We start from the raw sequence: 13,210 nt of genomic DNA, 5'->3' as shown, positions 1-13,210 counted from the left end.
TGTCATCATCCGTTGCATCTGCACAGCATCACGTCTTGTTGTTTTGTAATCCCTAAGTCCTAGTGCAATCAACCTAATTTTTAGCTTTGACTGATGTTTTTATAAAAGCTGTTAAAAATCAAAAACACCTAAGTTCAAATTAGCTCGCTTAAATTTAAGTCAGCACCGCGTTGGCTCTAAAGTAGCAAAAAAAATCCAGCCATTAAAATGACTGGATTTTTTTATTCCGCTGCAAAAGTGCGAATTACGACTCAGTTGGCGGAGTTACTTTTTTAGGTGGACGACCACGTGGGCGACGCGGACGTGCAGTTTTCTCTTTTTCTGCTTTGTCCTGTTCAGATTCAGCAGTTTCGACTGGGTCATCTACTGCTAATTCCACTTGTACAGGTGCGACCACTTCAACGGCAGTTTCTTCTTGCGCTGCTGCAGTTTCAGTGACAGTTTGTGCAAGGTCGTCTTGCGCGTTCAACTCTGGCTGAGTAGCTTCAGTTGTAACCTCTACTTCAGGGTTTACTTCTGTAGTTGCTTCGACTTCTGTGCTTAGCGCTACAGACGTTTCTGCAGTAGAGTTTGCTTCTACAGATCCTTCTGTAGCTGCCACAACTTCAGTCGTTGGCTCTGCTGCAGGAGTGCTTTCCGCTTCAGCTTTTTCTACTGCCTGTGCTTGCTTGGCTTGTTCCAATGCTTGCTCAGCAGCTTGTTTGGCTAAACGACGACGCTCACGCGGATCGTTGGCAACACGCTTATCTGACACTGGTTTTGGTGGTGTTAGGTCTAACACAGGTGCAGGCTCAGCTTCAGGAGCAGCTTTGGCAACTTCCACATCACGAGTGACAGGTTTTTTCTCTGCCACAGGCGCAGTGCTAACAAGGCTTGCAGCATACTCGTCAGTGAACTTCTGCAAAGCACGATTGAACGTTGGAATTAAACCAAACTGTTCAATCAGAACTGAACAATCTTCGCCATATACGTGGCGAATCAGGCTACCAATGCTGTATTGCGCTAAAGTTGGCACCTGTGAAGGTGTTAACTTTGGTGCAGTTACTTGCTGCGCTTGACCTTCACGTTGCTGACGACGACGCTGACGCGGGTCATTGCTGGCACGTTTTGCAGGCGCAGTCGGTTGTGCTTGAGCTTCCGCAGGTGCAGCTGTTTCTTCTGCAACAACGGCTGCAGCTTCTACCACTGCAACAGCTTGAGTTGGTTCAGTAACCGTTTCAAGCACAGTTGCTTCTACTGCTGTCACTGGTTCAGCCGCTACTGGCGCAGCATTCAATGCCACAATTTCAGTTTGAGCTTGATCGACATTCACTACCAAAGCCGTCGTGTTGAACTCTTGACGCGGTGCATCAATTAAGTCCACTTTTGGCTGATTAGAAGCCACTGCGGTAGGTGCTTGCTCATTCAATACGCTTGGGTCGCGGTGACGATTTGGGCGTTCTGGACGAGGTTGGTTACGACGGTCACGACGTGGTACGGCATTTTGCTGCTGCTCATTGTTGTTTTGAGCTTCTTGCTGCTGCGGTGCTTGGTCATTGTTGTGCTGACGACGAGAGTTGCGTTTGTTTTCACGCGCTTCTTGACGTTGCTCCTGACGCGACATTTGAACCACTTCTTCATGCACTTGATGTTGTTGATTATCGTGCTGAGTTTGCGGCTCACGTTGCTCTTTGTGCTTGTTATTGTTGTTGCTGTGACGCGGCTTTTTGTTGTTGTGACGCGGAGCAGGTTTGTCTTCACGTTCAGCAGATTTATCTGCAGAGTCACGTTCAGTTTTTTGTGCCACTGTTGATGGTGCAAGGTACACATTTTGACTGCTTGCAGCAGGGGCCACAGAAGCAGTTGTAATTTGACCAAACTGACCACGGCTCACGGCACCGCTATTCACCATTTGCTCAATGGCTGCTGCAGCATTGTTGGCACTACGTGCTTGATCAATAGTGCTGGCTTGCTTTTGAACAAACAGGTTTTCTAACCATGCACATGGGCTTGCAGCTGTTGTGGCTGCCGCAGGTGCAAGCTGCTGTTGTGCAGATGCTTTATTTTGCTGTGCTGCTTGTGGTTTTCTTGCAGAGGTTTTTTCTGCCGCAGGTGCAGCAGCGTGGCTGTGCGCTTGATCGGCTTCTTCTAAATGCCATTCAGAAGATTCATAACCCAATTCTTTTTCACTTGAACGGGTTGCTTCAGTACGCTCATAGCTCGTTGGCGCAAAACCTTCAGGGTTATACGAAATTTCGTAATGCGGCGTTTCTAAGTGTGGGTGCGGTAAAACTGTCACACGTACATTTGAGGTTTGCTCAAGGTAAACCAAGCTATGACGTTTTTCATTCAGTAAGAAGGCTGCAATTTCTACAGGCACTTCAACCTGAACTTCGCCATGACGTTCACGTAGTGCAATTTCTTCCACTTTACGCATAATCGAAAGAGATAGAGAGCGTAAGTCACGCACCATACCTGTACCGTGACAGCGTGGGCAAACGTAACCAGTCGCTTCTTCAAGCGATGGACGTAAACGCTGACGGCTCATTTCCATTAAACCAAAACGTGATAATTGACCAAACTGGATACGTGCGCGGTCACTTTGAGTGGCTTCACGGAGTTTGGCTTCAACCATGCGTTGGTTACGGTCTTTGGTCATGTCGATGAAATCGATAACAACCAAACCACCAATATCACGTAAACGCAATTGGCGTGCAATTTCTTCAGCAGCTTCAAGGTTGGTATTTAACGCTGTATCTTCAACGTCTTGACCACGGGTCGATTTTGCTGAGTTGATGTCAATTGAAACCAATGCTTCAGTTTGGTCAATGACAATTGAACCGCCTGAAGGCAGTTTTACTTCACGCTCATACGCAGTTTGAATTTGGCTTTCAATACCAAAATGTGCAAACAGTGGTTCATTTAAAGTGTAAGTTTTTAGCTTGTCTAACTGACGTGGCATAACCGCTTTCACAAAGTTATAAGCTTCGTTATAGGCTTGTTCTGAGTCAATTAAAATTTCTGCAACATCATCACGCAAATAGTCACGAATGGCACGTGTGACGACACCTGCTTCTTGGTGTACTAGCATTGGTGATGGGCCTGAACTTGCAGTGCTTTGAATTTGTGCCCAAAGGTCCATTAAGTGTTGAAGGTCAAGCTGCAATTCTTCTTGAGAACGACCAATACCCGCAGTACGCACAATCACGCTCATGCCACGAGGAATGTTCAGTGAAGCTAACATCTCTTTCAGTTCTTCACGGACTGAACCCGAAATTTGACGACTGATACCGCCACCTTTCGGGTTGTTTGGCATAAGTACTAAATAACGACCTGCCAAAGAAATGAAGGTGGATAGCGCAGCACCTTTGTTGCCACGTTCTTCTTTTTCTACCTGAACCAAAAGCTCAGTACCTTCAGTAATCAGTTCGCGGATATTTGAAGTTTGGCGAGGATCGGCTTTGTAGTAAGAGTTTGCGATTTCACGCATAGACAGGAAGCCTTGGCGACCTGCACCGTATTCAACAAATACGGCTTCTAAAGAAGGTTCTACACGGGTCACATGACCTTTGTAGATATTCGATTTTTTTTGTTCACGGGTACGATTTTCTAAATCAAAATCGTAAAGACGCTGACCAGTGACAAGTGCAACGCGAATTTCTTCGGCATGTGTTGCATTAATCAACATACGTTTCATGGGTGTAACACCTAATAGTGATACACAGCAAAAAATCGCTAGACACGTAGCGAACATCAAGCATCACGGATCAACTGCTCAGATCTCAAAAAACCTATTGTGGTCTGAGCTTTTTTTACCGGCCTTATTTAGGTTGGCTGCGGTGTATGATTCACGTATTGATGATGGCAATACGGCTTTAACCTTTAAACGGATAAAGTCACCTGATCGCTTCACTGGCGGACGAGCGGTGTATTGGATGTGTGTAACTTTCACTGTCACATTGCTCGAAGATCAGCTCTTCTTTACATAGATAGAGTGTCTTGATACGGAATTATCGTCGTATCTTTACAAATTGTGCAGATCCAATACATCAAACGCTTTAGCCTGAATGCGACTTCAGGGTGCGACTAATCTGATGTGTATCAGTTTACGTTTAAAAACCAACAAAGTTGGCGACATATTTTTTCAGACAAACTGATTTATGTACCTGAGGTACAATTAAACGCAACAGTTTGCTTTTTTGCCGATATAATAAGCCTTCGGCGTCGGCATAATTCTTTTGGGACCTGCTCGTATATGGTGAGGTATTCAGTTGAGTGTTGTTTCAGAAAATTCTGAATAGATTCAACCTTAACCCACTAACGATGGTTTCCGTGCGCTGACTATATCAAACCTTGCATCATCTGCCTATGGGCTAAGCTTATGTTTCTTGTGTAAAGCATAGCCTAAATGATCAGTTTTTAATCAATTTTAGTATTTTATTAGGTCACTTAACTGTATGAATTCTACCCAACAATGGCAAAGTGTCACTTGGTTTGAAGTGGATGAGCATCAAGCGGGTCAACGCATCGATAATTTTTTGTTTAGTCGTTTAAAAGGGGTGCCTAAAAGTCGCATCTATCGTTTGATTCGCGAAGGGCAGGTACGGGTCAATAAAAAGCGTATTAAAGCAGAAACCAAACTCAATATTGGCGATCAAATTCGTGTAGCGCCTATTCGTTATGAGCAAAAAGACGACATTGCTGCGCCTATTTCAGATAAGGTTGCACAAAGCTTATTAAGCCGTGTGATTTATGAAGATGAAGGCTTAATGGTGGTGAATAAGCCTTCGGGCATTGCGGTGCATGGCGGTAGTGGTGTCGCTTATGGTTTGATTGAGGGTTTACGTGCTGCCACAGGTAAAAAATATTTGGAGCTGATTCACCGTATTGACCGTGATACTTCAGGTTTGGTGATGATTTCCAAAAAACGCAGTACCTTAAAAACCCTGCAAGATTTATTGCGCGAACATAAAATTCAAAAAACTTATGCGGCCATTGTCAAAGGGCAGGTGAGTTTAGATCAGCAATTGATTGATGCGCCGTTGCATCGTTATGAATTGGCGAATGGCGAACGTCGTGTACGTGTATCTAAAGAAGGTAAAGAGTCTAAAACCCAGTGGAATGTGGCTGAGCGTTTTATGCATGCAAGCTTGGTATATGCTTCGCCGTTGTCAGGACGTACCCATCAAATTCGTGTGCATGGTTTAAGTATTGGGCATCCTTTGGTGGGTGATGATAAATACGGACATCAAACTGAATATCGGGGTCCTGCACCACGTCGTTTGTGCTTACATGCCATGCGTTTGGAAATTCCAGGCTATCCTGTGATTGAAGCGCCTTTACCTGAAGATATGCAGAGTTTGGTGGCGCAGTTGAGAGCGCAAAAGGCGGATAAGCCGACGGCGCCACCTGAGTTTTAATTTTTGTAACTCTCTGTTGTGCGATAGCAGCTTGCTTCTTTTTAAAGATGAGGAACATTGTTTCTCAAGACGGAGATTGGGCTTTCAGGGGTAATTCACAGCCACATTTTATAGTTTTTAATTTAAATTCTTGTTGTATAGGCTATGCCTTACTTTTCAAAGATGAAAAGTAACAAAAAACTTTTGTTTCGCTGATGGAACATCCCTGTGCCACAGCGAAACGGCGACATCCATGTCGCCCTTCGCGTATCGAATATTTGTTGTGATATATGTGCTGATTCTTGGTCGTTTATCCTTTTGAGTTAAGGTAAAGCGAGGGAATTTAAAAGCCGAATCAAATCTAGGAATCTAATATGAACAAACCTGTAGAACTCATCATTTTTGATTGGGATGGCACCTTATTTAATTCCGTCGGTCAAATTGTGGCGAGTTTGCAGTTCGCAGCACAACAATTTCAGCAACCACTGACCGATGCTGCTGCTAAAAGTATTATTGGTTTGGGCTTGCCAGAAGTGGCGCAGCGCCTGTTTCCGCAGGTGCCTGAACTGCATCAGGATATTTTGCAGTGCTATTCAGAACACTATGTGGAACACTCAAAAACCGATGCTTGGTTTGAGGGTGTGGCAGATATGCTCGATGAGTTGTCAGGTTTGGGACTGAAATTGGCCGTGGCGACAGGTAAAAGCCGTAAAGGTTTAGACCGTGTACTGGCTCAAACCAAAAGTCAGGATTTATTTGTGGCAACACGCGCTGCTAGTGAAACCAAATCTAAACCAGACCCTTTAATGCTGCAGGAAATTTTAAGCAGTACTCAGGTGCAGGTCGAGCAAGCGATTATGGTGGGTGATACTTCTTACGATTTGGAAATGGCACAAAACATTGCCATGCCGCGTGTAGGCGTGAGTTATGGCGTGCATAGTGTAGAGGTGTTGCAGCGTTATCAGCCTTTAACCATTGCAGATGATGTGCCGAGTTTGCATGATTTTTTAGTGCAGCAATATCGTTTACGTCAGGCGAGTTAAACCCAGTAAAACAATTTAGATGAATTTGAAATTAGAGTAACTTGAAAAATTTCAGGTTGCTCTTTTTTTATGTACTTTTGGGAGCGTCATAAAAAGGCTTAGCTTTTAGTCTAAAGTTAGGATTAAGACATTTTAAGATTGCTGCGAATTGCCGAGTCAATGACTCGGAAAATAATGTCATAGCCTACAGACAACTGTTTTGCTTGCTTTTTATAAAAATAGATTAATAGCTAATAGCTATTGAAAAAAAGAAAATAAGTATTGGCATAAACCCGCCATTTTTCCGATTCTTAATCAGTTTACATACCTCTGAGCTGGATAGCTTGTCCTGAGAATGGACAAGATCGGGGTCATCATCCCTATTTTCTATTATTACCTTTCCAACATCTCGGGGTATATGCCCAATTTTTGCAGTTTAAGGAAACATTGATGTCGAATTCTGCTGTTGTTGAATCAGTTGCGCAAGCATTACGTACTGCCGAACTCTCTCAAACTGCGATTGCGCCAATCCGCCCAGAACTTGGTGGTGAAAGTGCTGACGTAGATATTGCCTATGCCGTTCAAGAAGTGAATACCGAACGTGCCTTAAAAGAAGGTCGTCGTTTGGTGGGGCGTAAAATTGGTTTGACCTCTAAAGTGGTTCAAGCACAACTGGGTGTAGATCAGCCTGACTTTGGCATGTTGTTTGCCGATATGGCTTATGGTGATGGTGAAGCGATTCCTGCAGGTTTGCTGATTCAGCCAAAAGTAGAAGCAGAAATTGCATTGGTGATTAACCAAGATCTAACCAAAGAAAAACACACGTATGCGGATATTATCAGCGCGACTGAATATGCCTTGCCTGCCATTGAAGTGGTCGATAGCCGTATTGAAAACTGGAAAATTAGTTTGATTGATACCGTGGCCGATAACGCATCTTCTGCTGCATTCGTTCTAGGTTCAAAACCAGTCAAGCTAGAAAATCTGGATTTGGTGAACTGCAAAATGGTGATGACCCGTGGTGAAGAAGTAGTTTCTCAAGGCGTGGGTAAAGCTTGTTTAGCAAATCCATTAAACGCTGCCGTGTGGTTAGCCGATGAAATGGTGCGCCGTGGTCGTCCATTGTTAAAAGGCGACATCATCTTAACTGGTGCTTTAGGTCCTATGGTTGTTGCACAGCCAGGTGAAGAATTTAAAGTCGAAATTGAAGGCTTTGGTTCAGTGACAGCTGCGTTTGCTGCGGAATAAATCGAGATTCTAAGAGAGTACATGCATGAAAAAGATTAAATGTGCAATGATCGGTCCAGGTAATATTGGTACAGATTTGCTTTATAAATTACAACGCAGTGAATGGTTAGAGCCTGTGTGGATGGTGGGAATTGACCCAACCTCTGAAGGTCTAGCTCGTGCGGCAAAAATGGGTTTAAAAACCACAAGTGACGGTGTAGATGGTCTTCTTCCTCACGTACTTGAAGATGACATTAAAATTGCTTTTGATGCAACTTCTGCTTATGTGCATGCAGAAAATAGCCGCAAACTGAATGAGCTTGGCGTGTTGATGATTGACTTAACGCCTGCAGCAATTGGCCCATTCTGCGTACCACCAGTGAACCTTGAAGCGTTGCTACAAGCGGGCGAAGTGCCAAACGTCAACATGGTGACTTGTGGTGGTCAGGCAACAATTCCTATGGTGGCTGCAGTTTCTCGTGTTCAACCTGTGGAATACGGTGAAATTATTGCAACGGTATCGACTAAATCTGTGGGGCCGGGTACACGTAAAAACATTGATGAATTTACCCGTACAACTGCAGGCGCGATTGAAGAAGTTGGCGGTGCAAAACAAGGTAAAGCCATCATCATCATTAACCCAGCTGAGCCACCTTTAATGATGCGTGATACCGTTCACTGCTTGGTGGAAGGTGAGCCAGATCAGGCAGCAATTACAGAATCTGTGCATGCCATGATTAAAGAAGTGCAAAAATATGTACCAGGTTACAAACTTGTAAACGGCCCTGTTTTTGATGGCAACCGTGTTTCAATTTTCTTGGAAGTTGAAGGTTTGGGTGATTACTTGCCTAAATACGCAGGTAACCTAGACATTATGACTGCAGCGGCTGCACGTACTGCAGAAATGTTTGCAGAACACGTTTTCAAAACTGCTGAAGCTTAAGGAATACCAAAATGTCTAAGATTATTATTAATGATATGACTTTACGTGATGGTATGCACCCAATGCGCCATCAAACCACACCAGAGCAAATGGTTGCAATTGCCACTGCGTTGGATGATGCAGGTGTTCCTTTAATTGAAGTCACACACGGTGATGGCTTAGGTGGTAACTCTGTGAACTATGGTTTTGCAGCAGCTACTGATGAAGAATATCTGAAAGCAGTGATTCCAAACCTGAAACAGGCAAAAGTTTCTGCACTATTACTGCCAGGTATTGGAACAGTTGATCATTTGAGAATGGCGCATGATGTAGGCGTGGCAACCATTCGTGTGGCGACACATTCGACTGAAGCAGACGTTTCTGAACAGCACATTACTGCAGCACGTAAACTGGGTATGGACACTGTGGGCTTCTTGATGATGGCGCACATGGCTTCTCCAGAAAAATTGCTCGAAGAAGCACAAAAAATGGTGTCTTACGGTGCAAACTGTATCTATGTAACGGATTCTGCGGGCTATATGTTGCCTCAAGATGTGACTGATCGCGTAGGTATTTTACGTGCCAACCTTGGCTCAGACATCGAAATTGGTTTCCATGGTCACCATAACTTGGGCATGGGCGTTGCGAACTCTGTATCGGCTGTGACCGCAGGTGCAACCCGTGTTGACTTGGCTTCTGCTGGTTTAGGTGCAGGCGCAGGTAATACACCACTTGAATTGTTTGTAGCGGTTGCAAACCGTATGCAAATGGAAACAGGTGTAGACTTGTTTAAAGTACAAGATATTGCTGAAGACTTGATCATTCCAATGATGACGCATCCAATTCGTGCAGACCGTGATGCAGCAACTTTAGGTTATGCAGGTGTTTACTCATCGTTCCTATTGTTCGCAAAACGTGCCGAAGCAAAATATGGTGTATCTGCGCGTGAAATTCTACTTGAGCTTGGTCGTCGCGGTACGGTGGGCGGTCAGGAAGATATGATTGAAGACTTGGCATTGACCATGTCTAAAGCACGTGAAATGCAAGCTTAATTTTTTAATATAAAACAGGCTTGAATTAAGCACTCCAAATGCGTTTGGGGTGCTTTTTTTATGCTGTGAAAGATGTAAAACGTGCTGAATTTTGTGCTAATTAAAATGTTTTTCTTATAAGTTAGGTTTATAGAAAATAACGCTAACACATGGGCTTAAAGTTAAAAAAGATTAATCCTTCACATGATGCAAAAAATAACAATGTTTTTCGCCTAAATTAAGCAGTGAATTCAAATAAAAATTCATTTAGTGAGGATTTTGAGCTTAATTTTTTATCGTTAAAAAGAATTAAAAAACTTGGAAAAAAGCTGCTCGATACAGAAAGTGCTGAATTTGTAGAAAAGCTTAATACTGTGGTCGGATTTTTTTCATGACAAGAGTTTTGCATGATGCCCAGATTCGCTTATTGGATGAATAGGAAAAACGCATGCATCGTCACAATTTATGGATAGCACTTTTTGCTGCGACAGCAACTTTAGGGACAACTGCAACTCAGGCAGATTTTATTGACGACAGCAATGTTCAACTTAAATTTAAGAATTTTTATTTAGATCGTCAAATTAAAGACAACCCTGCGGGGAACTTTGGTTCATGGTCACAAGCAGTCACCTTGGATGCTAAATCGGGTTATCACGATTTAGGCGTAATTCAGGTGGGTGCTGATCTTCTGGTTCAACACGCAGTAAAACTCAATGGTCGTGATAAAAATGCAGACTGGGTTTTGCCGCATGATGGTAAAGAGTCAAAAGATCATTTTGGTAAGGTCGGTGCAACTCTAAAAGTTAAATTTTCTGAAACTGAATTAAAAGTAGGTGACTTATTACCAATGTCACCTGTGGTGTTTTTTGACCCATCGCGTCAATTGTTAACGACTTATAGCGGTGCATGGTTAGAATCAAAGGATTTAAAAGATACTAAATTAACTTTGGCTTATTTAGACGGTATTAATGCACGTTATGATAACCAATACCAAGATTTTACGTTGTTCCCTCAAAATAATTTTTCTGCTGCTGAAGCGAATAAATTAAGCACAGACGATGGCATGTATCTTGTGGGAGTAGATCATCAATTTACCCCTAAAGTAGGTGGAAGTTATTGGTATGCGGATGTAACCAACATCTATCAACAACATTATGTCGCTGCAAACTATAAAACGACTTTGGCTGAAAAAACTAAGCTGGATACCCATGTACGCTATTTTGACAACAGCGAATCGGGTGACAAGCTGTATGGCAATATTGACAGCCAGGCCGTGTCTGCGGGTGCAAAAATCAACAATGGGATGCACACTGTACAGTTAGGTTATCAACAAATGTTTGGTGAGCACGGTACAAAAGCCCCAATGTTCCCGACCTTGGGCGGGTGGGTGCCGCAGCCTTACTTAGACAACTGGTCTGTGGCGAGCTTCATTCGTAAAGATGAGCGTTCTTGGAGTTTGGGTTATACCTATAATTTTGCTGATGTGGGTGTTCCTGGTTTAACAGCGACAGTACGTCATTTCCGCGGTGACAATATCGATCTGGGCGCAGGCAAGCCAGAAGGTAAAGAAAACGAAAATAACGTCATTGTGAACTATGTTGTGCCAGAAGGTAAGCTTAAAGGTTTAGGCTTTAATTATATGTTCATCGATACCAACTTTAACTTTGCGAATGACTTAGAAGAACACCGTATCGCCACGACTTACACTTATAAATTCTAAAGCTAGATAAAAATTAGAGCGGCTTTTTATAGTCGCTCTTTTTTTAATATTTACTGAATAAATACCTTATATAAATTAAGACTTTTATTTTATTAAATTTATAAAATTCAAAGAGTTGTTTAATCGTTTTTTTGTAGGTTGTGATCGTAAATTTGTATCAGTTGATGCCGTGTGAACAGGTAATATAAGCCTGTAAAAGTAATGTTGAATGAGTCCACTTGACGTCAAATTCTATACCTAGAGCCAAACGCAAGCTAAAGACTGTACGAGGAGTATATATGAGCACTGTTCAAATCCCTGACTATACAACAGATCCATTCTTTGGCTTAGAAGATAAATGGATTGAAACAGCAGAAGGCGAATTAACGCATTATCATGAAGTGGGTGAAGGTACACCTATTCTATTTTTACACGGTTCAGGTACAGGCGTATCGGCTGCTGCAAACTGGTGGTTAAACTTGCCACAAATTGGTGAGCAAGCACGTTGTATCGCCATTGATACCATCGGCTATGGTCAAACTGTGGTTGCACCGGGCACACAATATGGCATCCGTGCATGGGTAGATCATGCTGTACGTACTTTAGATGCATTGGGCATTGAGAAAACTTGGTTGGTGGGTAACTCGTTGGGTGGCTGGTTGGCATTCCAGTTGGCATTGGATTACCCAGAGCGTGTTCTTGGTATTATCTCAATGGGTACAGGCGGTGCAAAACAGACTGCAGCCCTCAAAGCGCATGCAAATCCTGTATTGACTGAAGAAGGCATTAAAAAGACGCTTTCAATGTTCGTGGTAAATAAAGACTTGATTACAGATGAGTTGGTCAAAGTCCGTTTTGCTTCTGCAAAAAATGACTATGCTTCAGACCGTTTAATGGATGTTGTGGGCGCGCGTGACCGTGACCGTTTCGAGTTCCCACTCGACTTTGACAAAATGAAAGACATCAGTGTGCCTGTATTGCTGATTCACGGTACACAAGATGTGGTGATTCCAGTATCGCGTACATGGGATATTTTAAATATTGTGCCACATGCCGATGCACACATTTTCAGCCAATGTGGTCACTGGTCACAGGTTGAAAAAGCGGAAGAATTTAACACTGTGATTAAAAACTACTTAACTGCACGTGGCGTAAATTAAGCGCAGTGAGGTAAAAAAGGATGGCAATTTGCCATCCTTTTTTATGGATGTTTTATGTACCCAATTTAGTGCTGAATAAAGCTCGCGACCAAGTTAATGCAAATTGCCAAAATAGTGGTATTAAAGCTATAAGCCAAAATAATATGTAGCGTGTTCAGTACCCGCATGGGTTGTGAGCTAATCGAGACATCGGCGGTTTGTGCAGATGTACCAATCACATAGCTGAAATATAAAAAGTCAGGATAGGTTGGATGCGACGTCTTGGGAAAATCCAAACCACCTTCTTGCTGCTGTTGCAGTGCCAAATAATAGTCATGCGCATAGTGAATCGCAAAAATGGTGTGCATAAAAAACCAAGCACATAAAATAGTGGTAATGGATAAAATAAAATGTCCCATGCGCACAAACTCACTTTGTGCAAATAAATTCACCTCGACAATGATCGCAATAAAGCACATCACTAAGGTTAGAAATACCAAGAATAAAATCAGCCATTTGCTGGCATCTTGTTGTTGGGCACGTTGTAAAATATGTGCATGATCGCTGTGCCACAAACTGCGCATGGTTAAAACCAAATAGCAGGAAATCGCGATATTCCAGCTAATCAATAAACAGCTTGACCATGACCATGCAGTGAGGGTCTGAAAAATAGCATACAGCACAATGGTAATCACAAAACTGATAAAAAAATAAGGACGATATTGAATCCCTGTTTTCATTCTGCTGAAGGGTGTTTTTATCATTCTTGATCCTTTCTGGATGTGCAATCTA

General features: G+C 42.9%; 9 protein-coding genes. 7 read left to right on the top strand and 2 right to left on the bottom strand.

Going from position 1 to position 13,210, the window contains the following annotated elements; genetic code table 11:
- Positions 1 to 244 precede the first annotated feature (244 nt).
- Positions 245 to 3,676 carry an Rne/Rng family ribonuclease gene (locus FTU66_RS03235; RefSeq protein ID WP_180112291.1) on the bottom strand — a complete coding sequence of 1,144 codons (3,432 nt, stop codon included), beginning with the start codon at positions 3,674 to 3,676 and terminating at the stop codon, positions 245 to 247.
- A 760-nt stretch (positions 3,677 to 4,436) separates the two neighbouring features.
- Here FTU66_RS03235 and FTU66_RS03230 point away from each other — a divergent pair.
- From FTU66_RS03230 to FTU66_RS03200, 7 genes are all read left to right on the top strand, one after another.
- Positions 4,437 to 5,399 (top strand): RluA family pseudouridine synthase, encoded by a 963-nt coding sequence (locus FTU66_RS03230; RefSeq protein WP_180112290.1) that lies wholly within the window; start codon positions 4,437 to 4,439, stop codon positions 5,397 to 5,399.
- Positions 5,400 to 5,752: 353 nt separating this feature from the next.
- Positions 5,753 to 6,421, top strand: a complete 669-nt coding sequence (locus tag FTU66_RS03225; RefSeq protein WP_180112289.1) for an HAD-IA family hydrolase — start codon at positions 5,753 to 5,755, stop codon at positions 6,419 to 6,421.
- Positions 6,422 to 6,850: 429 nt separating this feature from the next.
- A complete protein-coding gene (locus FTU66_RS03220) occupies positions 6,851 to 7,648 on the top strand; it encodes a 2-keto-4-pentenoate hydratase (RefSeq protein WP_004976036.1) in 798 nt (265 codons plus the stop codon).
- A gap of 25 nt (positions 7,649 to 7,673) precedes the next feature.
- Complete coding sequence (locus FTU66_RS03215; protein ID WP_178866053.1) at positions 7,674 to 8,570, top strand: acetaldehyde dehydrogenase (acetylating); 897 nt, start codon at positions 7,674 to 7,676, stop codon at positions 8,568 to 8,570.
- A gap of 11 nt (positions 8,571 to 8,581) precedes the next feature.
- A complete protein-coding gene (gene dmpG, locus FTU66_RS03210; RefSeq protein ID WP_180037502.1) occupies positions 8,582 to 9,601 on the top strand; it encodes a 4-hydroxy-2-oxovalerate aldolase in 1,020 nt (339 codons plus the stop codon).
- Between the two features lie 427 nt (positions 9,602 to 10,028).
- Positions 10,029 to 11,300 (top strand): OprD family outer membrane porin, encoded by a 1,272-nt coding sequence (locus FTU66_RS03205; RefSeq protein WP_154321082.1) that lies wholly within the window; start codon positions 10,029 to 10,031, stop codon positions 11,298 to 11,300.
- Positions 11,301 to 11,578: 278 nt separating this feature from the next.
- Entirely contained in the window at positions 11,579 to 12,439 is an 861-nt protein-coding gene (locus FTU66_RS03200) for an alpha/beta fold hydrolase (protein WP_180112288.1), read from the top strand.
- A gap of 65 nt (positions 12,440 to 12,504) precedes the next feature.
- Here the strand turns inward: FTU66_RS03200 and FTU66_RS03195 are convergent, their stop codons facing one another.
- Positions 12,505 to 13,182, bottom strand: a complete 678-nt coding sequence (locus tag FTU66_RS03195) for a DUF1345 domain-containing protein (RefSeq protein ID WP_096901303.1) — start codon at positions 13,180 to 13,182, stop codon at positions 12,505 to 12,507.
- Positions 13,183 to 13,210: the final 28 nt, after the last annotated feature.

The organism is Acinetobacter sp. YH12131 (genome assembly GCF_013418635.1).
In the GTDB taxonomy this organism is placed as follows: domain Bacteria; phylum Pseudomonadota; class Gammaproteobacteria; order Pseudomonadales; family Moraxellaceae; genus Acinetobacter; species Acinetobacter towneri.
The sequence above is the reverse complement of the archived record's forward strand: the minus strand, read 5'-3'. Positions and strand labels throughout refer to the sequence as shown.